This window comes from Actinomadura sp. NPDC049382, from assembly GCF_040677125.1.
GTDB classification, from domain to species: domain Bacteria; phylum Actinomycetota; class Actinomycetes; order Streptosporangiales; family Streptosporangiaceae; genus Spirillospora; species Spirillospora geliboluensis.
The window spans coordinates 122302-148017 of the sequence record NZ_JBFARO010000006.1; the positions used below are offsets into that span (position 1 = coordinate 122302).

General features: G+C 69.1%; 31 protein-coding genes and 1 pseudogene. 27 read left to right on the plus strand and 5 right to left on the minus strand.

Annotated elements, in window-relative coordinates:
* Positions 1-26: 26 nt before the first annotated feature.
* Together AB0K34_RS06380 and AB0K34_RS06385 are read right to left on the minus strand one after the other, a co-directional pair.
* Positions 27-1229, minus strand: coding sequence for a CU044_5270 family protein (locus tag AB0K34_RS06380; protein WP_138637350.1), 1203 nt, complete (start codon positions 1227-1229; stop codon positions 27-29).
* Positions 1222-1800 carry an RNA polymerase sigma factor gene (locus AB0K34_RS06385; protein ID WP_138637349.1) on the minus strand — a complete coding sequence of 193 codons (579 nt, stop codon included), beginning with the start codon at positions 1798-1800 and terminating at the stop codon, positions 1222-1224. The genes AB0K34_RS06380 and AB0K34_RS06385 overlap by 8 nt, the downstream gene beginning before the upstream one ends.
* A gap of 172 nt (positions 1801-1972) precedes the next feature.
* Here AB0K34_RS06385 and AB0K34_RS06390 point away from each other — a divergent pair.
* A pseudogene (locus AB0K34_RS06390) lies at positions 1973-2533 on the plus strand (aldo/keto reductase); the annotation flags it as partial.
* A gap of 792 nt (positions 2534-3325) precedes the next feature.
* The gene (locus tag AB0K34_RS06395; protein WP_301173924.1) at positions 3326-4762 is read left to right on the plus strand and encodes a replication initiator; all 1437 of its coding nucleotides are present in this window, start codon (positions 3326-3328) and stop codon (positions 4760-4762) included.
* A gap of 1469 nt (positions 4763-6231) precedes the next feature.
* Here the strand turns inward: AB0K34_RS06395 and AB0K34_RS06400 are convergent.
* The gene (locus AB0K34_RS06400; RefSeq protein ID WP_301173923.1) at positions 6232-6468 is read right to left on the minus strand and encodes a hypothetical protein; all 237 of its coding nucleotides are present in this window, start codon (positions 6466-6468) and stop codon (positions 6232-6234) included.
* Positions 6469-6824: 356 nt separating this feature from the next.
* Positions 6825-7121, minus strand: a complete 297-nt coding sequence (locus AB0K34_RS06405) for a hypothetical protein (protein ID WP_301173922.1) — start codon at positions 7119-7121, stop codon at positions 6825-6827.
* Positions 7122-7299: 178 nt separating this feature from the next.
* Here AB0K34_RS06405 and AB0K34_RS06410 point away from each other — a divergent pair, with 178 nt between their 5' ends.
* The gene (locus AB0K34_RS06410; RefSeq protein WP_301173921.1) at positions 7300-8535 is read left to right on the plus strand and encodes a helix-turn-helix transcriptional regulator; all 1236 of its coding nucleotides are present in this window, start codon (positions 7300-7302) and stop codon (positions 8533-8535) included.
* Positions 8536-8595: 60 nt separating this feature from the next.
* On the opposite strand, the gene AB0K34_RS06415 is transcribed toward AB0K34_RS06410, so the two are convergent.
* Complete coding sequence (locus tag AB0K34_RS06415; RefSeq protein WP_301173920.1) at positions 8596-10113, minus strand: recombinase family protein; 1518 nt, start codon at positions 10111-10113, stop codon at positions 8596-8598.
* A gap of 14 nt (positions 10114-10127) precedes the next feature.
* Here AB0K34_RS06415 and AB0K34_RS06420 point away from each other — a divergent pair, with 14 nt between their 5' ends.
* The 24 genes from AB0K34_RS06420 to rplR all read left to right on the plus strand — a co-directional run bounded on the left by AB0K34_RS06420 (position 10128) and on the right by rplR (position 25690).
* Positions 10128-10574, plus strand: a complete 447-nt coding sequence (locus tag AB0K34_RS06420) for an aldo/keto reductase (RefSeq protein ID WP_356948711.1) — start codon at positions 10128-10130, stop codon at positions 10572-10574.
* A gap of 241 nt (positions 10575-10815) precedes the next feature.
* Positions 10816-12318 (plus strand): hypothetical protein, encoded by a 1503-nt coding sequence (locus tag AB0K34_RS06425; protein ID WP_364546105.1) that lies wholly within the window; start codon positions 10816-10818, stop codon positions 12316-12318.
* A gap of 680 nt (positions 12319-12998) precedes the next feature.
* The gene (gene rpsL / locus AB0K34_RS06430; protein WP_089324469.1) at positions 12999-13373 is read left to right on the plus strand and encodes a 30S ribosomal protein S12; all 375 of its coding nucleotides are present in this window, start codon (positions 12999-13001) and stop codon (positions 13371-13373) included.
* On the plus strand, positions 13373-13843 hold the full coding sequence (gene rpsG / locus AB0K34_RS06435; protein ID WP_067806994.1) for a 30S ribosomal protein S7: 471 nt from the start codon (positions 13373-13375) through the stop codon (positions 13841-13843). Before rpsL ends, rpsG begins: the two co-directional genes overlap by 1 nt.
* Positions 13844-13883: 40 nt before the next feature.
* Positions 13884-15995, plus strand: coding sequence for an elongation factor G (gene fusA / locus AB0K34_RS06440; protein ID WP_138636312.1), 2112 nt, complete (start codon positions 13884-13886; stop codon positions 15993-15995).
* 83 nt (positions 15996-16078) lie between these two features.
* Positions 16079-17272: an elongation factor Tu gene (gene tuf, locus AB0K34_RS06445; protein WP_301173918.1), complete on the plus strand. Its 1194-nt coding sequence runs from the start codon at positions 16079-16081 to the stop codon at positions 17270-17272.
* A gap of 108 nt (positions 17273-17380) precedes the next feature.
* A complete protein-coding gene (rpsJ, locus tag AB0K34_RS06450) occupies positions 17381-17689 on the plus strand; it encodes a 30S ribosomal protein S10 (protein WP_018657599.1) in 309 nt (102 codons plus the stop codon).
* Between the two features lie 15 nt (positions 17690-17704).
* Positions 17705-18355 carry a 50S ribosomal protein L3 gene (rplC, locus tag AB0K34_RS06455; protein ID WP_138636310.1) on the plus strand — a complete coding sequence of 217 codons (651 nt, stop codon included), beginning with the start codon at positions 17705-17707 and terminating at the stop codon, positions 18353-18355.
* Complete coding sequence (gene rplD / locus AB0K34_RS06460; RefSeq protein WP_138636309.1) at positions 18352-18954, plus strand: 50S ribosomal protein L4; 603 nt, start codon at positions 18352-18354, stop codon at positions 18952-18954. The genes rplC and rplD overlap by 4 nt, the downstream gene beginning before the upstream one ends.
* Positions 18955-18966: 12 nt before the next feature.
* Positions 18967-19266: a 50S ribosomal protein L23 gene (rplW, locus tag AB0K34_RS06465; protein ID WP_089324464.1), complete on the plus strand. Its 300-nt coding sequence runs from the start codon at positions 18967-18969 to the stop codon at positions 19264-19266.
* A 42-nt stretch (positions 19267-19308) separates the two neighbouring features.
* Positions 19309-20142: a 50S ribosomal protein L2 gene (rplB, locus tag AB0K34_RS06470; RefSeq protein ID WP_089324463.1), complete on the plus strand. Its 834-nt coding sequence runs from the start codon at positions 19309-19311 to the stop codon at positions 20140-20142.
* A gap of 12 nt (positions 20143-20154) precedes the next feature.
* A complete protein-coding gene (gene rpsS, locus AB0K34_RS06475; protein ID WP_067807019.1) occupies positions 20155-20436 on the plus strand; it encodes a 30S ribosomal protein S19 in 282 nt (93 codons plus the stop codon).
* A gap of 35 nt (positions 20437-20471) precedes the next feature.
* The gene (gene rplV / locus AB0K34_RS06480; RefSeq protein ID WP_138636308.1) at positions 20472-20855 is read left to right on the plus strand and encodes a 50S ribosomal protein L22; all 384 of its coding nucleotides are present in this window, start codon (positions 20472-20474) and stop codon (positions 20853-20855) included.
* Positions 20855-21718: a 30S ribosomal protein S3 gene (gene rpsC / locus AB0K34_RS06485; RefSeq protein ID WP_138636307.1), complete on the plus strand. Its 864-nt coding sequence runs from the start codon at positions 20855-20857 to the stop codon at positions 21716-21718. Before rplV ends, rpsC begins: the two co-directional genes overlap by 1 nt.
* Positions 21719-21725: 7 nt before the next feature.
* Positions 21726-22145 carry a 50S ribosomal protein L16 gene (gene rplP, locus AB0K34_RS06490; protein WP_089314943.1) on the plus strand — a complete coding sequence of 140 codons (420 nt, stop codon included), beginning with the start codon at positions 21726-21728 and terminating at the stop codon, positions 22143-22145.
* The gene (gene rpmC, locus AB0K34_RS06495) at positions 22145-22390 is read left to right on the plus strand and encodes a 50S ribosomal protein L29 (protein WP_089324460.1); all 246 of its coding nucleotides are present in this window, start codon (positions 22145-22147) and stop codon (positions 22388-22390) included. The genes rplP and rpmC overlap by 1 nt, the downstream gene beginning before the upstream one ends.
* Positions 22387-22659 carry a 30S ribosomal protein S17 gene (rpsQ, locus tag AB0K34_RS06500; protein ID WP_138636306.1) on the plus strand — a complete coding sequence of 91 codons (273 nt, stop codon included), beginning with the start codon at positions 22387-22389 and terminating at the stop codon, positions 22657-22659. The genes rpmC and rpsQ overlap by 4 nt, the downstream gene beginning before the upstream one ends.
* Before the next feature lie 98 nt (positions 22660-22757).
* Positions 22758-23126, plus strand: a complete 369-nt coding sequence (gene rplN / locus AB0K34_RS06505) for a 50S ribosomal protein L14 (protein WP_067629407.1) — start codon at positions 22758-22760, stop codon at positions 23124-23126.
* Positions 23126-23434: a 50S ribosomal protein L24 gene (gene rplX, locus AB0K34_RS06510; RefSeq protein ID WP_138636305.1), complete on the plus strand. Its 309-nt coding sequence runs from the start codon at positions 23126-23128 to the stop codon at positions 23432-23434. The genes rplN and rplX overlap by 1 nt, the downstream gene beginning before the upstream one ends.
* A 5-nt stretch (positions 23435-23439) precedes the next feature.
* Positions 23440-24015 carry a 50S ribosomal protein L5 gene (rplE, locus tag AB0K34_RS06515; protein ID WP_138636304.1) on the plus strand — a complete coding sequence of 192 codons (576 nt, stop codon included), beginning with the start codon at positions 23440-23442 and terminating at the stop codon, positions 24013-24015.
* 2 nt (positions 24016-24017) lie between these two features.
* Entirely contained in the window at positions 24018-24203 is a 186-nt protein-coding gene (locus AB0K34_RS06520) for a type Z 30S ribosomal protein S14 (protein WP_138636303.1), read from the plus strand.
* A 146-nt stretch (positions 24204-24349) separates the two neighbouring features.
* On the plus strand, positions 24350-24748 hold the full coding sequence (gene rpsH, locus AB0K34_RS06525) for a 30S ribosomal protein S8 (RefSeq protein WP_138636302.1): 399 nt from the start codon (positions 24350-24352) through the stop codon (positions 24746-24748).
* 16 nt (positions 24749-24764) lie between these two features.
* Entirely contained in the window at positions 24765-25301 is a 537-nt protein-coding gene (gene rplF / locus AB0K34_RS06530) for a 50S ribosomal protein L6 (RefSeq protein WP_138636301.1), read from the plus strand.
* Between the two features lie 2 nt (positions 25302-25303).
* Entirely contained in the window at positions 25304-25690 is a 387-nt protein-coding gene (gene rplR / locus AB0K34_RS06535; protein ID WP_138636300.1) for a 50S ribosomal protein L18, read from the plus strand.
* Positions 25691-25716: the final 26 nt, after the last annotated feature.

The window sequence follows — 25716 nt, forward strand, 5'->3', positions numbered from 1 at the left end:
GGTGGGACGGGCCCTTCAGGCAAGGGTCAGCGCGGGGGCTGGGCGTTGGTCCATTCGGCGACTTCGAACGCCTTGTACGCGGCCAGCTCGCCGGGCTTGTGGAAGCGGTCGGGCATGTTCTCCGCCTTCAAGGAGCGCGGCTTGCCGTTGTCGCCCGGGGGGAGCGGCCGGCTGCCGTGCGGCGGGGTCGCGACCAGGTCGCGGATCGCCAGCAGCGAACCGGTGTCCGGGGCGACGATGAACTGGCGCCGGTAGGTGCCGAGCTGCTTCGGCGCCGTGAACAGGCCGAGCGGCGCGGTCGTCTTCAGCGGCAGCGACACCGCCGTCCCGGGCCGGCCGAGCGGGTCGGTCGCCGGGCCCTCGGCCTTGACGCCGGGCAGGCCCGCCAGCATCCGGAACACCGCCGCGCGCACCGCGGGCGGCGCGGGCGCGGTGGACAGCAGGGTCCCGGCCACGTCGCTCAGCGCCCGGATCCGCTCCTGCCCCCGCAGGGCGCGGATCGGCTCCTCCCTCTCACCGTCGGTCGAGACGGCGTGCCAGTGCCCCTTGAGGTTCAGCAGCACCTTCTCCAGTTCCTCCGGGCTCGTGGGCAGCTCGGCGATCTGGCGCGGCGTCATGCCGTAGAACCGTTCGACGGACGCCGGCCACGGCACACGGCCACCGGTGCGCTCCGCCATGTCCAGGCGGAACTCGGCGTCTCCTCCTTCCGGGTTCGGAATGGTGACCCATTCGGGCGAACCCGCCGCCCTCCACTTCTCCCTGTCCTGCGCGGTGAGGGGGACGTCGGGCATGTCGATGTGGGTGAGGCGGCTGAGCCCGGCGGCGTCGATCCACGTCTCATTGCCCTGCCGCGAATCCACCTTGTAGTGGTCCGACGCGCTCTTGCCGACCGCGTAGACGTCGCCCATGACGGTCTTGGTGTGCCAGTAGCGCCCATTGGGCGCCTTCTGCGCGTTGGTCGCGGCCACCAGCAGGGCGTTCCCGGGGGTGATGACCGTGGTCCCGTGCCGGCCGGGGGCCGGGTCCTCTCCGGGCTGCAGGACGACGGCGGTGACCGCCCCGGCGGTGACGGCGGCGGTCGCCGCGACCGCGATCAGCGGCATCTTCAGGCCGCGCCGGGGCCGCTCCCGGGGGCCGCTCCGCCAGTCGGTGCGCAGGGCGAGGCGCTCCGGGCTCTCCTCCTCGGCCAGCGCCGTCCGCATGCCCCGCAGGGCGTCGAGCTCATCCATGGGTCTCCTCCTGGGGAAGGGCCTTGCGGAGCTTCTTCCGGGCCCGGTGGATCTTGGCCTTGACGGTGCCGAGCGGCAGGTCGAGCGTCGTCGCGATCTCGGCGTAGGACAGCTCGGCCCACGCCAGCAGCAGGACGGCGTGGCGCTCCTGCGCGTTCAGCGACGCGAGCGCCTTCGCGAGGCCCGGCCCGAGCGCGGCGGCCGACGCGCGGTCGCTCGCCACGTCGGCGACGCCGTCCTCGGCGGGGTCGGTCCCGGTCCGGGCGAACGCCCGGTACATGCGGGTCTCCTGGCGGTGGTGCCGGGCGATCAGGTTGGCGGCGATGCCCCACAGCCAGGCGCCGAACTCCCGGCGCCCGTCGAACCTCGCCCGCTGCCGGAACGCGGTCGCGAACGCCTCCGACACCAGGTCGTCCGCGAGGGCCGGCCCCAGCCGCCGCTTTATATAGGCGTGCAGCCGCGGCGCGTGGCGGCGGAACAACTCGCCGAACGCCTCGGGGTCGTCCAGCGACGCGGCGACGATCCGGGAATCGTCCAGCTGTTCGCCCTCGGCACGGCTCACCGCGTGCATGCGCGTGTCTTCATGGAGTGCCTCTCCGGGCCTAGAGGATGCTGACACCCTCCTCTCTCCCGAAGCCCCCGCCCCGGTTGCGGCCGTCGCGGGACGGGCGCGGAAGTCGGCCGGCGGGGGTGGTGATGCGCGGGGCGGCGCGGCACCGTGGAGGGGTTGAGAGGAGTTGCCCATGGAACAGGTACGGCTCGGCACCACCGGACTGAAGGTCTCGCGGATCTGCCTCGGGATGATGAGCTACGGCGACCCCGCGGTGCGCAAGTGGGCGCTCGGCGAGGACGAGGCGGAGCCGATCGTCCGGCGGGCCGTCGACGGCGGGGTCACCTTCTTCGACACCGCCGACGTCTACTCGCTGGGCGTGAGCGAGGAGATCACCGGGCGCCTGCTCCCGAAGCTCTTCGCCCGGCGCGACGACTACGTCCTGGCCACCAAGGTCTGCATGCCCATGGGGGACGGGCCCAACGACCGCGGGCTGTCCCGCAAGCACATCATGGCCGGCATCGACGCCTCGCTCAGGCGGCTGGGCACCGACTACGTCGACCTCTACCAGATCCACCGCTGGGACTACGAGACGCCCATCGAGGAGACCATGGAGGCCCTGCACGACGTGGTGCGGGCGGGCAAGGCGCGCTACATCGGGGCGTCCAGCATGTACGCGTGGCAGTTCGCCAAGGCCCAGCACACCGCCGAGACACACGGCTGGACGAAGTTCGTCTCAATGCAGAACCACTACAAATAGTACTTCACTTCATGCAGGTTTGATCAACCTTGCTGCCGACCACGAAGAGTGACACTCCCCGCGTAGCGATCCGACGCACATCCTGTGATGTGCGTCACTTTCTTTTCGGGTGTGGCCATATGTCACCAGTCACCACCGGACGCCACCGGACGCCAGCGGTCACCAACGGACAACCGCACACACTCGGAACCCCGACGGGCGCAGGGGTTTCGCAGGTTTGATCTCCGCGTGCGCGTGGCACAGTTGAGGCCGGAGCCGCATCCAGTGACTCCGAGACAAGCGAGTGGCGGACGGGGTCGGCTCCCGTCGCGGAGGTCCCGTGAGGTACCTCGATCCAAGCGGAAAGCCGCAAAACACTAAATACACAGATCGCCAAGGTGGGCTCTTGGCACGTAAGACCGGGTGCGCGCCCGGGCGGGACTCGTCCCGCGAATAGCTACCTAAAACGAACAGCCCTGGCTAACACGGCACATGAAGAAGGCCACTCGCGCGAAGCACCGACAAGAACGAGTAGGCGTCAGCCTGCCCGTAGGTCGGAGTGTCTTCAGTCCCGGAGATCGCCGCGCGCTCCCTAGCCGTAGCCAGGGAGAGGAGTCACGGGTTGAGGCCCAGCCCGGAAGCAATCGCATGGGGCAAGCGTCAGGCCAGCACATCGCCGCACTGGTCAGACGCCAAGTGGCGGCAGGTTGGAATGATCTTCGGGTTGGCGCTGTCCCCCGAAGGTGACCCGGCAGAGCAGGACCAGGCCGAGGACGACCAGGCCCCCGAGACGCTGCGGGACGCGGCATGAGCGCCCCACAGATGCCCGAACTACCGCCCGAACTAGACGCCGCCGTCCAGCGCGCCGCCATGCCGGACTTCGACCGCTGGCACCAGATGATCAAGTCCGCCGGAGGGTGCGAGCAGCCGGTACGGCTACGCGGCGAGCGGATCACGCTGGACGGCGAGACCGGCGAGTTGATCGAGTCGTACTCGACCGCCGACGAGCCGACCGGGTTCCTGATCACTGCGTGCGGGAACCGCCGTGCGTCCCGTTGCGCCGCGTGCGCCGAGGTCTACCGGGACGACACCTATCACCTGATCATCTCCGGCCTGACCGGAGGGAAGGGCGTCCCGGAGGAGGTCAGCCAGCACCCGCGAGTGTTCCTCACCCTGACCGCACCCTCGTTCGGTGCCGTTCACGCGCGCCGGGAGAAGGCCGGGAAGCCCCAGCCGTGCCGCCCCCGCCGGGACGACCCGGTGTGTCCGCACGGCCGCCCGGAAGGATGCCGAGCGCGACACGAGGCCGACGACCCGCAGGCAGGGCAGCCGATCTGCCGAGACTGCTACGACTACCCGGCCGCCGTCCTGTGGAATGCCCACGCGCCCGAACTCTGGCGACGCCTCACCCTCACCGTCCCGAGGCTGATCACCGCCGAGTTGGGCATCACCCACAAGGCCCTACGCGAGCAGGCCCGCGTGTCGTATGCCCGTGTCATCGAGTACCAGCGACGCGGGTTGATCCACTTCCACGCGGTGGTGCGCCTGGACGGACCGGACGGCCCCGACCAACCGCCGCCCGCATGGGCCACCTCCGAACTACTGGAGCGCACCCTTCGCACGGCCGCCGCGCAGGTCGAGGTCCCAGCCGCGCACCCGGACGGGACAAGCCCGCCGCTCATGCTGCGCTGGGGGCGCCAGCTCGACACCCAGTCCATCCAGGTGGCCGCCGACCTGGACGGCATCGCCGACAAGCACGTGGCCCGCTACATCGCCAAGTACGCCACCAAGGGCGCCGAAGACTCCGGCACGGTAGACCGCCCCATCCGGTACGCGACACAGATCAACTCGTTGAAGGTGTCCGAGCACGCCCGCCGCATGATCTGGACGTGCTTCGCACTGGCCGACCTACCCGAGTACCACGACCTACGGCTACGCAACTGGGCTCACATGCTGGGGTACGGCGGGCACTTCTCTTCCAAGTCGCGCCGCTACTCGGTCACACTCACCCAGCTACGCCAGGCTCGCGCCGACCACGCCGCCCAAGCAGCCCGCGAGGCCGCAGGACAACCCGAGCTTGACCCCAACCGCGCCACCGTGACCACCGGCCAATGGAAGTACCTCGGAAGCGGCCTCATGCATGGAGAGCACTTCTGGGCAGAGCAGGCCCGCAACCGGGTTCAGAAGGCGAGAGCCATCAGGAATCAGCTCACCGAGCGTGACGAGGACAGCAAGGCGAGCTAGCCCAGACCACCCGGCGTCGAGGAGTTTCACTACAAGGTCAAGGGCCGCTACGCGGCCCGCGTGATCGGCGGTCAGGAGCCTGTCAGCCGGTACACGGTGAGGGGATTGCCGCGAGCTTCGCCCGGGCAGCCTCTGTGAGGCTGCCTCAGGTTCGATGCACGTGCTAATGCACGTGCATCGACGGATAAAACAATACATGAATTTGGCGCCACGCCCTGGAGGAGCCGAGGGGGGAATCCTGGTCGGATGTATCTTGGGCGTGTGCACATGACTTAGCGCCATGCGGTCGTGTCACGGAAGACGGAGCCGCCTGGCTGGGTGCCAGGCGACCCCGGATTAGCGGTGGCGGTGCCTGGCGCTACTGACCAAATACGACGCGGAACAGCTCTATCACAGCCGCCGCGACGACCAGTGCGTCAGGTGCCGCCTCTAACCATGCCCGGCGACTTCGCCACCAGCGAGGGTCATCCCCCACTTGGTGCTCACCTCCTCTCGTGATCGAGTGCCGTATACGGGTACTCGACAGGAGGTAAGAGATGATCAAGACGCCAAGCTGAGGGTTAGCCTACGGTGCAGTGTGGTCTCCACATCGATCAGCGGTCGGCGTGTCGCCCATCATCCTGGGGTGGGCGTGGGGCGGCATTACGCAACCCTCGGCCTTCGCACTCAAGGCGTGCGCTCCGGGCGGCGTGAATGCGCCGAGGGCCCGGATGAGCTTGCGAGGGACGCCGGGCGAATGGCTCGGCCATATTCGTTCGCTTGGGGTGGGGCGCCGCTGGCCGGTTCCCGACTTGCACGGGGACCCCTCGCGGGGCCTCGCGACGGGCCATTGCGGGCAGGCAGGTGCTGCCCGTCCGCCGGTCAAGGCTACGAGGCCCCGCCCCCGTGCAAGTCCGGAACCGTCCAGCTTCAACGCGCGGCACATCCGACGCTCAGGGACTGATCTCGTCAGGGGAGGGCGCGGGGCGGGAGCGGGGTTGGGCCCGTCCACCGCAGGGCGGGACCGTGGACGGCCGCCGCGCCTTGCGCGTGCGGCCTTGGGGGCCGTTCGCGGCGCGGCCCCGACCACCGCCCCGCCCTGCCGTGGACGGCCCGCCCGTCCCGCAGCGCGCAAGCCGAGGCAGGCCCCGCGCGGCGGCTTGTCGCACAGGTGCCGGGCAGCGGCTTCCAGGTCGGGCGACGCTTGAGACGGAATTGCCGCAACGGCGCCGGCTGACTCCCTCCGGTCGCCCCTACGGGGTGGCCTACGGCCATCGACCGGCCCCGACCATGCCAGCACGCAAGGGAAGCCGCGGCCCTCAACTCAGCGGTCATAAGTGGCCCCGCCTCTCTACTCCGGGGGAAGCAGAGAGGCGGGGCAGACGACGACGCGCAGCGGTCTGTGGTTCGCAACAGAGCCACGCGCGTCATCATCAGGACGAGGAGCAACCTCCCGGAGCCCACCCCACGGTGGTCACCCCTCACGCGGCCTACCAGGTGCCGGGAAACATGCGGTGCTTGAGAAGGGCGTCAACCTGGTCGGCCGCTGCTTTCGCGTCGCCGCAGGGAGCCAGATAGCCGCGTCGCCCATGCTCGGCAGCGTGGTAGCCCCACGCACCGCCCGAAACGGCCAAGGCCAGGACGCCGAGCCCGACGTGATCATCGGGGCCGCTGGCGTAGACCCACAGCAGCGGCACCGGGAACCCCTGGGCGCGATAGAGCCGCACCAGCCGCCACCCCCGAGGCCCCAGCGCGGCGGCAAGCAGAGTCAGATACCGCTCTGCCGTGGCACCGCCCCGGTGGGTCCGCCACCGCAGGACATGCCGCTCCACCTGGACACTCAGAGGGCGCACTTGGCCCACGATCTTCCCGCCTTCCATGTTCGGTCGCGTCTCCAGCACACGCACGAACGGCGGCAGCGAGGAGGAACTTGTGTTGAGGCCATGGCCACGCCGCAGGGTTCTCGATCGCTGTCCGAAGCTCGCGAGGGTTCGCGGCTTCCACCAGTCGCGCCCCGTCTGGCGAGGGGACCAATGCCCACCACATCCCCGTGGCCCGCCCGTACCAGGTCACTAATCCTTGGTCACCCATCGGCCTGTCCGGCGAGTTTGCCCTTCACCGCCACGACCACGTCGTGCACGTGGGCGTCATCGGCCGGAGCGATCGCACCGCCACCGGAGAACGTGAACCACAGTTCGCCACCGCAGACCGCCCGCCGATCGCAGCGCACCACTACCGGCGACCCGAACGCGACAGGGACGGCCAGCAGCGGGTCGGACTCGGCCACCTCCACCGCGTACCCGTGCGACTTGAGCGCTTGTGCCAATGCCCAGATACGCAGCCGCCGCACCTCCGTCACCTCAGTTGTCTCCGTTGCCATGGACTGTCCTTTCAGCAGGGCCGGGGGATGGACCGGGCGAGGCAGGCGCCGATCAAGGTTGACCGGCGATGCACGCCGCGTTTCCATGGCTCTGAGCTTGTCTTTCTCACCGGGTCCCCCAGAGGCACCAGACAGGGGGCCTGGGAGGGGCCAGACTTGAGGGAGAGAGGGGGCCAGCGTGGGCGACGCGAAACGCAAGCGGTTCGGCGCGTACCTCGCAAGGTTGCGCCGAGACGCGGGCAAGAGCCAGCGGCAGTTAGCGGAGACGCTTTGCCGGATCTCTGGCACCGCCTCAGTGACCCGCCACGAGATCAGCCGATGGGAACGAGGCGAGCGCCTTCCTGACGTGTGGCTCCCCGCCCTAGCGACGGCCCTAAGCGTGCCGCTCGACACTCTTGAGCGAGCAGCAGCCCATGCGCGAGGCGAGGACATCGGCACGGAGTTGCGCAGTCCGGCCGAGGCGCTCGCTTACTTCCTGCCCGACAGTGTCGACCTTGGACCGGTGGCCAGCAGTGCAGGCCGCCGGGTCGGAGCCACCACGGCGGCCGCGCTCGCCGACCGTGCGCACGGCCTACGGCTCGCCGACGACGTCATAGCCGGTGGTGATCTACTCGCCCCCGCGCTCCGGGAGTTGGACGGAGCCGTTCGGCTCTACCGCGAGACGACGCATTCCGAGGAGACCGGCCGCTCGCTTCTCAGCAGCATTGGAGAGATAGCCCAGATCACGGGATGGATCGCCAGCGACGCGGGCGAGCACGACCAGGCCGCACGCGCTTACCGGCTCGGAGTCTCAGCCGCCAGAGAGGCCGGGGACCTGGCTCTCGTGGGCAACCTTGCCGGGAGTCTGGCCTATCAGCTCTCCAACACCGACCACGAAGACGACGGCGTCAGTCTCGCCCGTGCCGCGCTGGACGAGGCAGGACCGGACGCACCGGCCAAGGCCCGCGCGCTCTACCTTGACCGAGTCGCGTGGGCACATGCCAAGACAGGCGACGCCCAACCAGCGATGCGCGCTCTCGCGGAGGCGCATGAGGCGATGGCTGGCGAGGACTCGCAGGAGTCGCCCGAGTGGGCGTATTGGGTCTCGCCCGAGGAACTCGACGTGATGGACGCCCGCGTCTACACGGAACTTCGCAAGCCGTTGCGCGCCGTGCCACTCCTGCAAGAGGTACTCAGCCGGTACGACTCGACACACACACGAGAGTTGGCGCTGTATCTCTCGTGGCTCGCCGTGGCCCTGGTGGACGCGAACGAGCCGGAGGAGGCCGCCGGGACCGCGCGGCGGATGCTCGACCTCTCGGCCGACTTCGCCAGCGACCGGACGGCCCAGCGAAATGGGGTCGTCCTCACCAAGCTGGAGCCGTACGGCGACGTGCCCGAAGTCCGCGAGGTACTGAACACCTACGCGGCCTAACACGCTGACGAGCCCCGCACCGATGATGGGCGGGGCTCGCTTGCGGACGTTGACCGGCTGTCAGTCGTTGCGCCAGACCGGGTCGAGTAGGTCAGGGTCGAACTTCTTGTTGCCCTTGCCCGCCGGGTACATGATCACCGCGTGCAGGGCCGAGCGGATGTAGGTCCGCTTCACCGAGATCGGAAAGCCGCCCTCCTCCTCGGAGAGGTACCAACGGCGCCGCACCTCGGAGGCGTTCGTGTCGTCCCGCGCTGCCTTCGCTGCGATCGCCGCTTCATGCTTGTTCTTCTCGGCGCGAAGCTGGTTGATCTGCTGTTCCAGCCCAGGCACCAGCTTGAAGAACAGGTCATTGGTGACCTGTCGCGCGTTCCACTGGCGGGTCAGCGCGTCCAACTGGGCTTCGACGTCCTTGAGCTCAGCCTCCCGAGGCCACTCCTGATCTTGAGGGCCGGAGGAGAACGACGCCTCTTCGAGCTTGGCCAAGACCGCCTCAGAGATGAACATGTCCACCAGGTCACCGCGCCGGGAGACACCGCCGCACCCGCCTTCGGAGCGGCTGAGGCAGGTGTAGGTGTGCCGCCCATCCTTCTGAGGGTTGGCGCGAAGAGGCGTGTTGCAGAGCTTCCCGTCCGGGAGTCGCCGTCCGCAGCGCAGGATGCCTGACAGTAGATAGGTGTGGTCCCGGTAGTCGGCGGGGTGCGCACGCCCGATCTTCATGTCACGTCCTACGAAGTGCCCCTTGCGGCTCTCGAAGACCGCCCGGACGGCCGACCACTGTTCAGGGGTGACGATCGGTTCCCACTGCCCTTGAACGGGCGTGCCGTCCGCCCCGCGAACCAACTCGCCGTGGATCTCACGCCACCCGCAGACGCGGGGACTGCACATCGCGACCTTGAGAGACCGGACGCTCCACTCGTTGCCGCGCGCCGTCTTCACACCCCTGTCTTGCCAGTCCCGGACGATCGAGTGGACGGACCGTCCGCTCAGGAAGTCCTTGACCGCTTGGGCCAGTAGCTCGGCCTCACGCGGTTCGAGGGTCAGCCGGTCGTCCTTCCAGCCGAAGGGGCGAGGCCCGCCGACCGGCCGCCCCTCCTCCGCACGAGCCCGATGCGACCGCCGCATACGACGCTGCATCTTGCGCACCTCCATCTTGGAGATGACCGCCCCGAACAGACCCATGCTCTCTACGTCTTCGCTGTAGAGGTCTTTGGGCCCTCGCTGGTCAGCGAACACCCGGTTGTCCTGGTAGGTGAACGCCTCAACGAACCGTTCGTAGTCGCCGGGCCGCCGCGCTAGACGATCCTCGGCAAGGATCACCACACCTTCTATATGGGTGCCGTCCGGGAGACGGCTCGCCCGCAGCGCGGTCAACATCGCTTCGAAGTCGTCGCGGACGACCTCGAACTTGGCCGCCGACTTGTCGTTGTCCGTGAACTCGTGGACCACCGTCCAGCCGTAGCGGGCCGCAGTCTCCCGGTTGGCCTTGTGCTGGTCCTTGACGCCGTGGGAGTCCCGCCGGATGTCGGCAGAGATGCGTGCGTAGGAGACGACCGGGATCAGCGAGCCGGACGAGGGCATTCCTACCTCCGTAAGTGTTCGTGCATGAAGCGAACCACTACAACCTCCTCTATAGAGAGGAGGAGCGGGAGATGAACCCGCTCTGCGTCGACCAGGGGGTGGGGCTCATCCCGTGGAGCCCGCTGGCGCGCGGCATGCTCGCCGGGAACCGGGAGCGGGGCGGCGAGCGCAAGACCGTCCGGTCCCGGAACGATGCCTTCGGCGACGGCCTCTACACCGACGACGACTTCGACGTCGTCGACGCCGTCCGCGAGGTCGCGGGGGAGCGGGGCGTCCCGGCCGCGCGGGTGGCGCTCGCGTGGCTGCTCGGACGGCCCGGGGTGACCGCGCCGATCGTGGGAGCGACGAAACTCACTCACATGGACGACGCGATCGCCGCGGAGCGCCTCGAACTGGACGAGAAGGAAGTGGCGCGACTGGAGGCCCCGTACCGTCCGCACGCGGTCTCCGGGCACTCCTGACGAGGCGGGACGAACCCGCCCCCGGGCCGGGAACTGCCCGGGGGCGGTCGGCGTCTATCAGGGGTGGTGATTTGCGATCCTGCGGGCGATCGGGGCAGGCTGTGGACGAGAACGCCCACGCATGGCAAGACCGCCACGTGGTGACATGGGTGAAGGTTCGGAGGCGGCGACAAGCGCCGCCCGCCTCCGGGCCCCCGGGAGCTGAGGAGCCCCGGACCGACGGCGCTGAAGGAGCCCGACGATGACCGAGAACGACGGCACGCAGGGACCGCAGAGGCCGTTGCCGGAGGACGAGGGGCAGCAGGCGCAGGAGCGGCAGGAGCCGCCCGCCCGCCCGCTCGGGGACCGCACCGTGGTGTTCGGCGCCCCGCAGCTCGGCGGCCAGCCCGGCCAGCCCGGCGCGCCCGCGCCGCCGCCCGAGCCGCGCGAGGAGGAGCGGCCCGCGCCGCCTCCGCCGCCGCCCACCATGGTGGAGCAGCCGATGCCGCAGTTCGGCGAGCAGCCTCCGCCGCCGCCCCCGCAGCCCTACGGCGCCCCGCAGGAGCAGCCGCAGTACGGGCAGCCGCCCGCCTACGGCTCGCCCGGCGGCCCGGGTGGCCCCGGCGGCTTCACGCCCCCGCAGGACCCGCAGCAGTACGTCCCGCCGGGCGAGCAGCAGCAGTACGGCCAGCCGCAGCCCGGCTACGGGCAGCAGCCTCCGCAGCAGCAGTCCGGGTACCCGCAGCAGCCGTACGGGCAGCAGCAGTACGGCCAGCCCGGCCAGTTCGCGCCGCCCGAGCCGCCCGCCGCCCCGCCCGCGCCCGCCGAGCAGTCGCTCCCGCAGCCCGAGCAGCCGCAGGAGGGCATCGGCGACCGCACGGTGATCGTCCCCGGTCCCGGCACCGGCGCGCCCGAGCCCGAGCAGCCGCAGCGGCCCGCGATCGACGACCAGGCGACGCTGCACTGGTCGCCCGGCACCGACGTTCCGGTCGCGACCGGCCCCGAGCGGCGGCAGGAGCCGCCGGCCGAGCCGTGGCAGGCGCCCGCGCCGCCGTCGACGCCGGAGCCCTGGTCGCCGGAGGCGCCGCAGCCGGGCCAGGGCCGCGAGCAGGCCGACCACGAGCGGACGATGATGGTGCCGCCGCCCGAGTCCGGCTTCGGCGCCGGCTCGACGACGTCCGGCCCCTCGCCCTCGGTGGACGACCTGTACCGGCCGCCCGGTGAGAGCGGCGTCGAGGACGCGCGCCCCACCGAGGCGTTCGACCCGTCCGCCCCGTCGCAGGGCCGGCACGCCGCCGCCCCCGAGGCGGGCGGTCTCGGCGACGCCACCCGGCTCGACATCGGCCAGCAGCAGTGGGGCCAGCAGCAGCCGCAGCAGCAGTTCGGGCAGCAGCAGCAGTACGGCCAGCCCGAACAGCAGCAGGGCTACGGCCAGCAGCAGCCGGGCGAGCAGCAGCGCGGGTTCGGGCAGCCCGAGCAGTACGGCCAGCCGTACCAGCAGCAGGGCTACGGGCAGCAGGGCCAGCAGTTCGGCCAGCCCGGCGAGCAGCAGCAGTACGGCCAGCAGGGCTTCGGCCAGCCCGAGCAGCAGGGGTACGGCCAGCAGGGCCAGTTCGGGCAGCCGGGCCAGTACGGCCAGCAGCCCGGCGGCTACGGCGCCGGCGCCGAGGAGGGCAAGGGCGGCAAGAACATGCTCTGGCTCATCGTCGGCGGCGTCGCCGTCGTGGTGATCCTCGTCGTCCTGGTGGTCGCCTTCGTCATCTAGCGGCGGCACCGGCGCGGGCATGACGCGCGTCACAGAGCGGTAGGGGACGGCCTCCGTCCGAGACTCCCGGTGGACAGCACCTTCCACTGAGAGGCCCGGACGGGGGCCGTCTCGCTGCCGCTGACGGCCGTCCCCCATGCGCCGGTCCTCACCGCAGGCCGCGCCGCCGCAGGCCGGCGGCCGAGGCGTAAAAGTTGGCCCATGTCTTCCCCGCGGCGGGAACGTGGGACACAATGCCGACAGACGCCCACCCCGGACGGACGCCTCCGGGTGGGGGAACATCCGTCGGTATTTCGTCGTTTACCGTCTCAGGGAGAAGGCTCCCTACCCGTCCCACGGCTTGCGTCGCAGGGGCGCGCGCGATAGTGCGCGCTCGCTTTGCACTTTGGTCTGTGGATAGGTAACCTCTTCACTTGCGCCCGCTCTGCGGGCCACTGTGCGTGCGCGTCGGCGAGGCCGGTCGGCCAGCCCCAGCGCCGCATCTACTCCCCGGCTTGATTCGGCCCTTTCAGGGGCCGGGCGGTCTGTGTCGGTTTCGCGCGGGTGTATTTCCGTGAGGCGGCGACACGCCCGACCGCGTGGGTCGGAGAGGTCGGGAAACCGGCAGGTCACAGCCTCGCCTGAGGTGGTGATTGCAGCAATAAGACTTACCGGCTCGGTACGAGGAAGACGGAGACGCGGTGCCCACGATCCAGCAGCTGGTCCGAAAGGGCCGCCAGGACAAGGTGACCAAGAACAAGACGCCCGCGCTCAAGGGCAGCCCCCAGCGCCGGGGCGTCTGCACGCGCGTCTACACGACGACGCCCAAGAAGCCGAACTCCGCGCTTCGCAAGGTCGCCCGTGTCCGCCTGACGAGCGGGATCGAGGTCACTGCCTACATCCCCGGCGTCGGTCACAACCTGCAGGAGCACTCGATCGTGCTCGTGCGCGGCGGCCGTGTGAAGGACCTCCCGGGCGTTCGGTACAAGATCATCCGCGGGGCCCTCGACACCCAGGGCGTCCGGAACCGCAAGCAAGGGCGCAGCCACTACGGCGCGAAGAAGGAGAAGAGCTGATGCCGCGCAAGGGCCCTGCTGGCAAGCGCCAGCTGATCGCTGACCCGGTGTACAACTCGCCGCTGGTCACCGCGCTCATCAACAAGGTTCTCCTGGACGGCAAGCGCTCGATCGCGCAGAGCATCGTGTACGACGCCCTTGAGGGCGCGCGCGAGAAGACCGGCAACGACCCGGTCGTCACGCTGAAGCGCGCGCTCGACAATGTCAAGCCCACCCTGGAGGTCCGCAGCCGCCGCGTCGGTGGCGCGACCTACCAGGTCCCCGTCGAGGTGCGGCCGGCCCGCAGCACCACCCTGGCCCTGCGCTGGCTGGTGCTCTACGCCCGGCAGCGCCGCGAGAAGACCATGACCGAGCGGCTGATGAACGAGCTGCTCGACGCGAGCAACGGTCTTGGCGCGTCTGTCAAGAAGCGCGAGGACACGCACAAGATGGCGGAGTCCAACAAGGCCTTCGCCCACTACCGCTGGTAACCCCGGCGATCTGCAACGACGAGACGACGCGAGGACGACAGTGGCTACCAAAACCGGTGTAGACCTGGCCAAGGTCCGCAACATCGGGATCATGGCCCATATCGACGCGGGCAAGACCACGACGACCGAGCGCATCCTGTTCTACACGGGGATGAGCTACAAGATCGGCGAGACCCACGACGGCGCGGCCACCATGGACTGGATGGAGCAGGAGCAGGAGCGGGGGATCACCATCACCTCCGCCGCCACCACCTGCCACTGGGCCGTGAACGACGACGATCACACGATCAACATCATCGACACCCCCGGGCACGTCGACTTCACCGTTGAGGTGGAGCGCAACCTGCGGGTGCTCGACGGTGCGGTCGCGGTGTTCGACGGTGTCGCCGGCGTGGAACCGCAGTCGGAGACCGTGTGGCGCCAGGCCGACCGGTACGACGTGCCCCGCATGTGCTTCGTCAACAAGATGGACCGGGTCGGCGCGGAGTTCCACCGCTGCCTCGACATGATCGAGAACCGGCTCAACGCGACCCCGCTCGCGCTGCAGCTGCCGATCGGCGCCGAGGCCGACTTCAAGGGCGTCATCGACCTCGTCAACATGAAGGCCCTCGTGTGGAACGAGGAGGCCAAGCTCGGCGAGATGTACGACACGGTCGACATCCCCGAGACGCACGCCGAGGCGGCGCGCGAGTGGCACGACAAGCTCGTCGAGACCCTCGCCGAGAACGATGACGAGATCATGGAGCTGTACCTGGAGGGCAACGAGCCCTCGGTCGAGCAGCTCCACGACGGCATCCGCCGCGCGACGGTCGCCGCCAAGCTCACCCCGGTGATGTGCGGCACCGCGTTCAAGAACAAGGGCGTGCAGCCGCTGCTGGACGCGATCGTCCGCTACCTGCCCTCCCCGCTCGACGTCGAGGCCATCGAGGGCCACGCCGTCCGCGACGAGGAGAAGGTGCTCGTGCGCAAGCCGAGCGAGGACGAGCCGTTCTCCGCGCTCGCGTTCAAGATCATGAGCGACCCGCACCTGGGCAAGCTCACCTTCGTGCGCGTGTACTCCGGCGTCATGGAGTCCGGTGCCAGCGTCATGAACTCCGTCAAGGAGCGCAAGGAGCGCATCGGGAAGATCTACCGGATGCACGCCAACAAGCGCACCGAGATCGAGCGCGCCGGCGCCGGCGACATCGTCGCGGTGATGGGTCTCAAGCAGACCACCACCGGCGAGACGCTGTGCGACGACAAGGACCCGATCGTCCTGGAGTCGATGAACTTCCCGGCGCCGGTCATCCACGTCGCGATCGAGCCGAAGACCAAGGCCGACCAGCAGAAGCTGGGCACCGCGATCCAGCGGCTCGCCGAGGAGGACCCGTCCTTCCAGGTCCGCACCGAGGAGGAGACCGGGCAGACCGTCATCTCCGGCATGGGCGAGCTCCACCTGGAGATCCTCGTCGACCGGATGAAGCGGGAGTTCAAGGTCGACGCCAACGTCGGCAAGCCGCAGGTCGCCTACCGGGAGACGATCACCCGCAAGGTCGAGAAGGTCGAGTACACCCACAAGAAGCAGACCGGTGGCTCGGGCCAGTTCGGCCGCGTGATCATCGACCTGGAGCCGCTGGGCGGCGGGTCCGACGGCTACGAGTTCGAGAACAAGGTCACCGGCGGCCGCATCCCGCGGGAGTACATCCCGTCGGTCGACGCGGGCTGCCAGGAGGCCGCCGAGTTCGGTGTCCTCGCCGGCTACCCGATGGTGGGCGTGAAGGTCACCCTGCAGGACGGCGCCTACCACGAGGTCGACTCCTCGGAGATGGCGTTCAAGGTCGCCGGTTCCATGGCGTTCAAGGAGGCCGCCCGCAAGGCGTCCCCCACGCTGCTGGAGCCGATGATGGCGGTCGAGGTCACCACGCCCGAGGAGAACATGGGCGACGTGATCGGCGACCTCAACAGCCGCCGCGGTCAGGTCCAGTCCATGGACGAGCGGCACGGCATGCGCGTCATCAAGGCGCTCGTGCCTCTGTCGGAGATGTTCGGCTACGTGGGTGATCTGCGCAGCAAGACCCAGGGCCGGGCTGTTTTCACGATGCAGTTCGACTCCTACGCGGAGGTTCCCTCGAACGTCGCGCAGGAGATCATCGCCAAGGCGCGGGGCGAGTAAGCACCCCGGCCTGCCCACAGATCACCAGGACGTACATCGAAGCGGTCGTCTAGACGGCCGAGGATCGCAACAAGGAGCAACCAGTGGCGAAGGCCAAGTTCGAGCGGACGAAGCCGCACGTGAACATCGGCACCATTGGACACATCGACCACGGTAAGACCACGCTTACCGCGGCGATCACCAAGGTGCTCCACGACAAGTACCCGGACCTCAACCCCTTCACGCCGTTCGAGGACATCGACAAGGCGCCGGAGGAGCGCGAGCGCGGCATCACGATCTCGATCTCGCACGTCGAGTACCAGACCGAGGCCCGCCACTACGCGCACGTCGACTGCCCGGGTCACGCCGACTACATCAAGAACATGATCACCGGTGCGGCGCAGATGGACGGCGCCATCCTGGTGGTGGCCGCCACCGACGGCCCGATGCCGCAGACCAAGGAGCACGTGCTCCTGGCCCGCCAGGTCGGCGTGCCCTACATCGTCGTCGCGCTGAACAAGTGCGACATGGTGGACGACGAGGAGATCCTGGAGCTCGTCGAGCTCGAGGTCCGCGAGCTGCTGTCGGAGTACGAGTTCCCCGGTGACGACGTCCCGGTCATCCGCGTCTCCGCCTACCAGGCGCTGCAGGGCGACGAGAAGTGGGCCGAGTCCATCGTCGAGCTCATGACCGCCGTCGACGAGAACGTGCCGGAGCCGGTGCGCGACACCGACAAGCCGTTCCTGATGCCGATCGAGGACGTCTTCTCGATCACCGGCCGCGGCACCGTCGTGACCGGCCGCATCGAGCGCGGTGTCGTCAACGTCAACGAGACCGTCGACATCATCGGCATCAAGCCCGAGTCCACCTCGACCACCGTCACCGGTGTCGAGATGTTCCGCAAGCTGCTCGACCAGGGCCAGGCGGGCGACAACGTCGGCCTGCTCCTGCGCGGCATCAAGCGCGAGGACGTCGAGCGCGGCCAGTGCGTCATCAAGCCGGGCACCAACACCCCGCACACCGAGTTCGAGGCGCAGGTCTACATCCTGTCCAAGGACGAGGGCGGCCGCCACACGCCGTTCTTCAACAACTACCGTCCGCAGTTCTACTTCCGGACCACGGACGTCACCGGCGTGGTGAACCTCCCCGAGGGCACCGAGATGGTCATGCCGGGCGACAACACCGAGATGCGCGTCGAGCTGATCCAGCCCGTCGCCATGGAGGAGGGCCTGAAGTTCGCCATCCGCGAGGGTGGCCGGACGGTGGGCGCCGGTCGCGTCACCAAGGTCATCAAGTAACACCTCTCGTCACGCGGCGGCCCGGCCGCTGGGACTCCCCAAGCCGGGCCGCCGCGTCACGACTCTGAAGTAAACAGCGGCACTACAGCAAAGGACACCGAGGCCACCATGGCGGGACAGAAGATCCGCATCCGGCTCAAGGCCTACGACCACGAGGTCATCGACACCTCCGCGAAGAAGATCGTTGAGACGGTGACGCGGACGGGCGCCAAGGTCGCGGGCCCGGTGCCGCTGCCGACCGAGAAGAACGTGTACTGCGTCATCCGCTCGCCGCACAAGTACAAGGACAGCCGCGAGCACTTCGAGATGCGCACGCACAAGCGGTTGATCGACATCATCGACCCGACGCCCAAGACGGTCGACTCGCTGATGCGGCTCGACCTTCCGGCCGGCGTTGACATCGAGATCAAGCTCTAAGGGACGCACCGAGAGATGAGTACGCAGAGGAAGGGCGTCCTGGGCGAGAAGCTCGGCATGACCCAGGTCTTCGACGATGAGGGCCGGATCGTTCCGGTGACCGTCGTCCAGGCCGGGCCGTGTGTCGTCACCCAGCTCAAGACCCAGGAGAAGGACGGCTACGCCGCCGTCCAGATCGGGTACGGGCAGATCGACCCGCGCAAGGTGAACAAGCCGAGCACGGGTCACTTCGAGAAGGCCGGCGTCACGCCGCGCCGTTTCCTCGTCGAACTGCGGGCTGACGACACCACCGAGTACGAACTCGGCCAGGAGATCACCGCCAGCGTCTTCGAGGCCGGCCAGAAGATCGACGTTACCGGCACGAGCAAGGGCAAGGGCACCGCCGGTGTCATGAAGCGCCACGGGTTCAAGGGCCTCGGCGCCTCGCACGGCACCCAGCGCAAGCACCGCTCGCCGGGCTCGATCGGCGGCTGCGCGACCCCGGGTCGCGTCTTCAAGGGCCTCCGCATGGCGGGACGGCACGGCAACGCCCGTACCACCGTGCAGAACCTGACCGTCCACGCCATCGACGCGGAGAAGAACCTGCTGCTCATCAAGGGCGCGGTTCCCGGTCCCAACGGCGGCGTGGTGCTGGTCCGCGACGCAGTGAAGGGGACGGGCAAGTGACCTCCAAGCTCGACATCGACCTGCCCGCCGAGGTCTTCGACGCGAAGACCAGCGTGCCGCTGATCCACCAGGTCGTGGTGGCGCAGCTGGCCGCGGCGCGCCAGGGCACGCACGCCACCAAGACCCGCGGCGACGTCCGCGGCGGCGGCAAGAAGCCGTACCGGCAGAAGGGCACCGGCCGCGCCCGCCAGGGCTCGACCCGCGCGCCCCAGTTCGCCGGCGGCGGCACCGTGCACGGCCCGCAGCCGCGGGACTACGCGCAGAAGACGCCCAAGAAGATGAAGGCCGCCGCGCTGCGCGGCGCCCTGTCCGACCGCGCCCGGTACGGCCGGGTGCACGTCGTGGACGGGCTCATCGAGGGCGACACCCCGAAGACGAAGACGGCGCTGAAGGCCCTGCGCGAGGTCACCGAGGCCAAGCGCGTCCTCCTGGTCCTGGACCGCGAGGACGAGCTGACCTGGAAGAGCCTGCGCAACGAGCCGAGCGTGCATGTGCTCGTCTCCGACCAGCTCAACACCTACGACGTGCTGGTGAACGATGACGTCGTCTTCACGAAGGCGGCGTACGACGAGTTCATCTCGCGCGCGGCGAAGAAGTAAGGAGGGTCGCACATGAACAAGATCGCTGACCCCCGCGACGTCATCATCGCGCCGGTCGTCTCGGAGAAGAGCTACGGGCTGCTGGACGAGAACAAGTACACGTTCGTCGTCCGCCCGGACGCCAACAAGACGCAGATCAAGCAGGCCGTCGAGGCGGTGTTCGGCGTCAAGGTGACGAACGTGAACACGCTCAACCGCCCGGGCAAGCGCAAGCGGACCCGGTTCGGCTACGGCAAGCGCAAGGACACCAAGCGCGCCATCGTCAGCCTGGCTGAGGGCGAGCGGATCGACATCTTCGGCGGCCCGGCCTAAGCAGGCCGAGGTCCCGAAGCAGACAAGGGATGAACGAAAAAGATGGGCATCCGTAACTACAAGCCGACGACTCCGGGGCGTCGCGGCTCCAGCGTGGCCGACTTCGTCGAGATCACGCGCGACGAGCCGGAGAAGTCGCTGCTGCGTCCGCTCCCCAAGAAGGGCGGCCGCAACAACCACGGCCGCATCACGACCCGGCACCAGGGCGGCGGGCACAAGCGCGCCTACCGCCTGATCGACTTCCGCCGGCACGACAAGGACGGCGTGCCGGCCAAGGTCGCGCACATCGAGTACGACCCGAACCGCACCGCGCGGATCGCGCTGCTGCACTACGTGGACGGCGAGAAGCGCTACATCCTCGCCCCCCGCGGCCTCAAGCAGGGCGACCGGGTGGAGAACGGGCCGGGCGCGGACATCAAGCCGGGCAACTGCCTGCCGCTGCGCAACATCCCGACCGGTACGGTCGTGCACGCCATCGAGCTCCGCCCCGGCGGCGGCGCCAAGATCGCCCGCAGCGCGGGCGCCGGCGTCCAGCTGCTGGCCAAGGAGGGCAAGTACGCCACGCTGCGCATGCCCTCCGGCGAGATGCGGATGGTGGACGTGCGCTGCCGCGCGACGGTCGGCGAGGTCGGCAACGCCGAGCAGTCGAACATCAACTGGGGCAAGGCCGGCCGCATGCGGTGGAAGGGCAAGCGCCCGACCGTCCGCGGTGTCGCCATGAACCCGATCGACCACCCGCACGGCGGTGGTGAGGGCAAGACCTCCGGTGGCCGCCACCCGGTGAACCCCGCCGGCAAGAAGGAAGGCCGCACTCGCCAGGCGAACAAGTCGAGCGACCGGCTGATCGTCCGTCGTCGCAGCAAGAAGAAGCGGTAGGAGTCGCTCGTCATGCCACGTAGCCTTAAGAAGGGCCCGTTCGTGGACGACCACCTGATGAAGAAGGTGGACGTCCAGAACGAGAAGGGCACCAAGAACGTCATCAAGACGTGGTCGCGGCGCTCCATGATCGTGCCGGACATGATCGGTCACACGATCGCCGTGCACGACGGCCGCAAGCACGTCCCGGTGTTCATCACCGACGCCATGGTGGGGCACAAGCTCGGCGAGTTCGCGCCGACGCGCACGTTCCGCAGCCACGTCAAGGAAGACCGCCGCAGCCGCCGAGGCTGAGCAGGCAGAGCAGAATCGTACGGAGAGGAACAGCGATGGAAGCCAGGGCCCAGGCGCGGTACATCCGCGTCACGCCCAGGAAGGCCCGCCGCGTGGTGGACCTCATCCGCGGCCTGCCTGCCGCGGAGGCTCAGGCGGTGCTGCGGTTCGCCCCCCAGGCTGCGAGTGAGCCGGTGGGCAAGGTGCTGGCGAGTGCCATCGCCAACGCCGAGCACAACTTCAAGCTCGACTCGGACACGCTCGTCGTGAGCCGTGCGTGGGTGGACGAGGGGCCGACGCTCAAGCGTTTCCGCCCCCGTGCCCAGGGCCGGGCTTACCGCATCAACAAGCGCACGAGCCACATCACGGTGGTCGTGGAGTCGCGGGACGACGCGGTTTCCGCGTCGGGCGGCGGTAAGAAGACGAGGAGGGCCCGGTAGTGGGTCAGAAGATCAACCCGCACGGGTTCCGGCTCGGCATCACCACCGACCACAAGTCCGTGTGGTTCGCCGACAAGCTCTACAAGGACTACGTCAAGGAAGACGTCCAGATCCGGCGCATGCTGCAGAAGGGCATGGACCGTGCGGGCATCTCCAAGGTGGAGATCGAGCGGACCCGTGACCGCGTCGAGGTCAACATCCACACCGCCCGGCCGGGCATCGTCATCGGCCGCCGCGGCGCGGAGGCCGAGCGGCTGCGCGGCGACCTGGAGAAGCTGACCGGCAAGCAGGTCCGGCTGAACATCCTCGAGGTGAAGAACCCCGAGATCGACGCGCAGCTCGTCGCGCAGGGCGTGGCCGAGCAGCTGTCCAGCCGGGTCGCGTTCCGCCGCGCCATGCGCAAGGCGATCCAGTCCGCGATGAAGTCCGGCGCCAAGGGCATCAAGGTGCAGTGCGGCGGCCGTCTCGGCGGCGCCGAGATGTCGCGGTCGGAGTTCTACCGCGAGGGCCAGGTCCCGCTGCACACGCTGCGCGCCGACATCGACTACGGCTTCTACGAGGCCCGGACGACGTTCGGCCGCATCGGCGTCAAGGTGTGGATCTACAAGGGCGAGGCCGCGCAGACCCGCGCCGAGCGCGAGCAGCAGGCCGCGCAGCAGCGCGCGGCCGGCGGCGGTGGCGGCCGTGAGCGCCGCGGCGAGCGCCGTGGCGGCGGCGGCCGCGGTGGCCGTGGCGGCCGCGGCGGCGCCGGTGGCGAGCGCGGCGGCGACCGCGGCGCCCGCGGCGGCGAGCAGAAGCAGCAGCAGGTTTCCGAGCAGCCGGCCCCGGCGGCCGAGGCTGCTCCGCAGGGTGAGGGGAGCTGAGTAACCGATGCTGATCCCTCGCAAGGTCAAGCACCGCAAGCAGCACCACCCGAAGCGCCGTGGCATGGCCAAGGGCGGCACGAGGGTGACGTTCGGCGAGTACGGCATCCAGGCCGTCGAGTCCGCGTACGTGACGAACCGGCAGATCGAGGCCGCGCGAATCGCGATGACGCGCCACATCAAGCGCGGCGGCAAGGTCTGGATCAACATCTTCCCGGACCGTCCGCTGACCAAGAAGCCCGCCGAGACCCGCATGGGCTCCGGTAAGGGCTCCGTGGAGTGGTGGGTGGCCAACGTGAAGCCGGGCCGCGTGCTGTTCGAGATCTCCTACCCGAACGAGCAGGTGGCTCGGGAGGCCCTCACCCGCGCGATCCACAAGCTTCCCATGAAGTGCAAGATCGTTAAGCGAGAGGTGGGTGAGTCCTGATGGCCAAGGGTCTTACCGCCGACGACCTGCGGACCGAGCCCGAGGACGTCCTGGTCACCAAGCTCAAGGAGGCCAAGGAGGAGCTGTTCAACCTCCGCTTCCAGGCCGCGACCGGCCAGCTTGAGAGCCACGGGCGGCTGCGCACCGTCAAGCGCGAGATCGCCCGCATCTACACCGTGATGCGGGAGCGCGAGCTCGGCATCGTCACGGTCGCCGAGGACGACGCCGCGGAGGGCAACGAATGACCGAGCAGCAGACGGAGCAGCGGACCACCCGCAAGGTCCTTGAGGGCCTCGTGGTCAGCGACAAGATGGACAAGACCGTGGTCGTGTCCGTCGAGGACCGCGTGACCCACCGCAGGTACCACAAGGTGATCCGCCGCACGAAGAACTACAAGGCGCACGACGAGGGCAACGAGTGCGGCGTGGGCGACCGCGTCCGGCTCATGGAGACCCGTCCGCTGTCGGCCACCAAGCGGTGGCGCGTGGTGGAGATCCTCGAGAAGGCCAAGTAGGCCCGCGGGGCGCGAGTCCCGCACTTGTACATGACTGGTTCCACCAGGCTGGCCGGACGAGATCCGGTGCAGAACCGGTGTGACGAACAGGAGTTGACGTGATCCAGCAGGAGTCGCGACTCAAGGTCGCCGACAACACGGGTGCGAAGGAGATCCTTTGCATCCGGGTTCTCGGCGGCTCGGGTCGGCGCTACGCGGGAGTCGGCGACATCATCGTCGCGACGGTGAAGGACGCCCTTCCCGGCGCGGGCGTGAAGAAGGGTGACGTCGTCAAGGCGGTCGTCGTGCGCACCCGCAAGGAGCGCCGGCGCCCGGACGGCTCCTACATCCGCTTCGACGAGAACGCCGCCGTCCTGATCCGGGACGGCGGCGACCCCCGCGGCACCCGTATCTTCGGCCCGGTGGGCCGTGAACTGCGCGAGAAGAAGTTCATGCGCATCATCTCGCTCGCGCCGGAGGTGCTCTGATGAAGATCCGCAAGGGCGACGAGGTCATCGTCCTCGCCGGCAAGGACAAGGGCGCGACGGGCAAGGTCCTGCGCGTCGACCCGCGCGCCGAGCGCGTCGTCGTCGAGGGCGTCAACCTCATCACCAAGAACATCAAGGCCGACCAGCAGCGCGCCGGCAAGGAGAGCGGCCGCGTCACGGTGGAGGCGCCGCTGCACGCCAGCAACGTCGCCATCGTCGAGGACGGCAAGCCGGTACGGGTCGGTTACCGCACCAACGACGACGGCACGAAGGTTCGGATCTCGCGCCGTAGCGGTAAGGAGATCTGAGACCGATGACCGAGACCGTCACCGAGCGTCCCGTGCCGACGCCGAGGCTCAAGGTCCGCTACCGCGAGGAGATCGCGGGGCAGATGCGCGAGCAGTTCGGCTACGCCAACGTCATGCAGATCCCCACGCTGACCAAGATCGTGGTCAACATGGGCGTCGGCGACGCGGCCAAGGACGCCAAGCTGATCGAGGGCGCGATCCGCGACCTGTCGGTGATCACCGGCCAGAAGCCGGCGGTCAACCGGGCCCGCAAGTCCATCGCGCAGTTCAAGCTGCGCGAGGGCATGCCGATCGGCGCGCACGCCACGCTGCGCGGCGACCGCATGTGGGAGTTCCTGGACCGGCTGCTCGCCACCGCGCTGCCCCGCATCCGCGACTTCCGCGGCCTGTCGCCGAAGCAGTTCGACGGCAACGGCAACTACACCTTCGGGCTGACCGAGCAGGTCATGTTCCACGAGGTCGACCCGGACAAGGTCGACCGGCAGCGGGGCATGGACATCACGGTCGTGACGACCGCGAAGACCGACGACGAGGGCCGGGCGCTGCTCAAGCTCCTGGGCTTCCCCTTCAAGGAGAGCTGAGCATGGCGAAGAAGTCGCTGATCGCCAAGGCGGCGCGGAAGCCGAAGTTCGAGGTGCGCGCGTACACTCGTTGCTCGCGCTGCGGGCGTCCGCGCTCCGTCTACCGGAAGTTCGGCCTCTGCCGGGTGTGCTTCCGGGAGATGGCCCACCGCGGCGAGCTGCCCGGCATCACGAAGTCCAGCTGGTGACCGCATCCCCCGGGGCCCCGGCCCCGGGGGGCGGACGCCGGCCTGTAATGACCAACCGGGCGCCCGAGAGGGCGTCCACGACCGCGCCAAAGGTCCACGGGCCGCATCAACCCGAGGAAACCGTGGCGAGGGAGGGCCTGTAGGCCATGACGATGACCGACCCGATCGCAGACATGCTGACGCGTCTGCGTAACGCGAATTCGGCGTACCACGACTCAGTGGCGATGCCGTACTCGAAGATCAAGGCGCACATCGCCGAGATCCTCCAGCAGGAGGGCTACATCTCGGGCTGGAACGTGCAGGACGCCAAGGTGGGCAAGGAGCTCGTGATCGAGCTCAAGTTCGGCCCCACCCGGGAGCGTTCGATCGCCGGCATCAAGCGCGTCTCGAAGCCGGGTCTGCGCGTGTACGCGAAGAAGGACAACCTGCCGAGGGTCCTGGGCGGACTGGGCGTCGCGATCATCTCGACGTCCTCCGGCCTGATGACCGACCGGCAGGCGGGCAAGCGCGGCGTGGGCGGGGAAGTCCTCGCCTACGTCTGGTGAGGGGAGGTACCGAACAATGTCTCGTATTGGACGTCTTCCCATCACCGTGCCCAGCGGTGTCGAGGTGAGCCTCGACGGCCGGGAGGTCACCGTCAAGGGGCCGAAGGGCACGCTGTCGCACACCGTCGCCGAGCCCATCGAGGTCAGCCAGGAGGACGGCAAGATCGTCGTCACCCGGCCGAACGATGTGAACAAGGTGCGCGGGCTGCACGGGCTGACCCGGACGCTGATCAACAACATGGTCGTCGGGGTGACCGACGGCTACAAGAAGACCCTGGTCATCCAGGGCGTCGGCTACCGGGTGGTGGCCAAGGGGCAGAACGTCGAGTTCTCCCTCGGCTACAGCCACCCGATCCCGTTCGAGGCCCCGGACGGCATCAAGTTCACGGTCGAGAAGCCGACGCAGCTGACCGTCGAGGGCATCGACAAGCAGCTCGTCGGCGAGATCGCCGCCCGCATCCGCAAGCTGCGCAAGCCGGACCCGTACAAGGGCAAGGGCGTGCGCTACGAAGGTGAGCAGATCCGCCGCAAGGTCGGAAAGGCTGGTAAGTAGTCATGGCAGGCACCAAGACCCTGGCCGCGAAGGCCACGTCGGCGCGGGCCAAGTCCCGCAAGCGCCGGCACCTGCGGGTCCGGAAGAAGGTCGTGGGCAGCGCCGCGCGGCCTCGCCTGGTCGTGACCCGCTCCAGCCGGCACGTGTTCGTCCAGGTCATCGACGACGACAAGGGCCACACGCTGGCCAGCGCGTCGACGATGGAGGCCGACCTGCGCGCCGACTCCGGCGACAAGACGGCCAAGTCCCGCAAGGTCGGCGAGCTCGTCGCCCGCCGGGCCCAGGACGCCGGCGTCCACTCGGTCGTGTTCGACCGCGGTGGGCACAAGTACCACGGCCGCATCGCCGCTGTCGCGGACGGTGCGCGCGAGGGGGGCCTCGAGCTCTGATGGCCCTGAACAAGGTGAACGAGAGG

Coding starts and splice junctions, on each gene's coding strand:
- AB0K34_RS06380 (WP_138637350.1), bottom strand. CDS start 1,229: ATGGATGAGCTCGACGCCCTGCGGGGCATGCGGACGGCGCTGGCCGAG.
- AB0K34_RS06385 (WP_138637349.1), bottom strand. CDS start 1,800: ATGCACGCGGTGAGCCGTGCCGAGGGCGAACAGCTGGACGATTCCCGG.
- AB0K34_RS06395 (WP_301173924.1), top strand. CDS start 3,326: ATGAGCGCCCCACAGATGCCCGAACTACCGCCCGAACTAGACGCCGCC.
- AB0K34_RS06405 (WP_301173922.1), bottom strand. CDS start 7,121: ATGGCAACGGAGACAACTGAGGTGACGGAGGTGCGGCGGCTGCGTATC.
- AB0K34_RS06415 (WP_301173920.1), bottom strand. CDS start 10,113: ATGCCCTCGTCCGGCTCGCTGATCCCGGTCGTCTCCTACGCACGCATC.
- AB0K34_RS06425 (WP_364546105.1), top strand. CDS start 10,816: ATGACCGAGAACGACGGCACGCAGGGACCGCAGAGGCCGTTGCCGGAG.
- rpsG (WP_067806994.1), top strand. CDS start 13,373: ATGCCGCGCAAGGGCCCTGCTGGCAAGCGCCAGCTGATCGCTGACCCG.
- rpsJ (WP_018657599.1), top strand. CDS start 17,381: ATGGCGGGACAGAAGATCCGCATCCGGCTCAAGGCCTACGACCACGAG.
- rplC (WP_138636310.1), top strand. CDS start 17,705: ATGAGTACGCAGAGGAAGGGCGTCCTGGGCGAGAAGCTCGGCATGACC.
- rplW (WP_089324464.1), top strand. CDS start 18,967: ATGAACAAGATCGCTGACCCCCGCGACGTCATCATCGCGCCGGTCGTC.
- rplB (WP_089324463.1), top strand. CDS start 19,309: ATGGGCATCCGTAACTACAAGCCGACGACTCCGGGGCGTCGCGGCTCC.
- rpsS (WP_067807019.1), top strand. CDS start 20,155: ATGCCACGTAGCCTTAAGAAGGGCCCGTTCGTGGACGACCACCTGATG.
- rplV (WP_138636308.1), top strand. CDS start 20,472: ATGGAAGCCAGGGCCCAGGCGCGGTACATCCGCGTCACGCCCAGGAAG.
- rplP (WP_089314943.1), top strand. CDS start 21,726: ATGCTGATCCCTCGCAAGGTCAAGCACCGCAAGCAGCACCACCCGAAG.
- rpmC (WP_089324460.1), top strand. CDS start 22,145: ATGGCCAAGGGTCTTACCGCCGACGACCTGCGGACCGAGCCCGAGGAC.
- rpsQ (WP_138636306.1), top strand. CDS start 22,387: ATGACCGAGCAGCAGACGGAGCAGCGGACCACCCGCAAGGTCCTTGAG.
- rplX (WP_138636305.1), top strand. CDS start 23,126: ATGAAGATCCGCAAGGGCGACGAGGTCATCGTCCTCGCCGGCAAGGAC.
- rplE (WP_138636304.1), top strand. CDS start 23,440: ATGACCGAGACCGTCACCGAGCGTCCCGTGCCGACGCCGAGGCTCAAG.
- AB0K34_RS06520 (WP_138636303.1), top strand. CDS start 24,018: ATGGCGAAGAAGTCGCTGATCGCCAAGGCGGCGCGGAAGCCGAAGTTC.
- rpsH (WP_138636302.1), top strand. CDS start 24,350: ATGACGATGACCGACCCGATCGCAGACATGCTGACGCGTCTGCGTAAC.
- rplF (WP_138636301.1), top strand. CDS start 24,765: ATGTCTCGTATTGGACGTCTTCCCATCACCGTGCCCAGCGGTGTCGAG.
- rplR (WP_138636300.1), top strand. CDS start 25,304: ATGGCAGGCACCAAGACCCTGGCCGCGAAGGCCACGTCGGCGCGGGCC.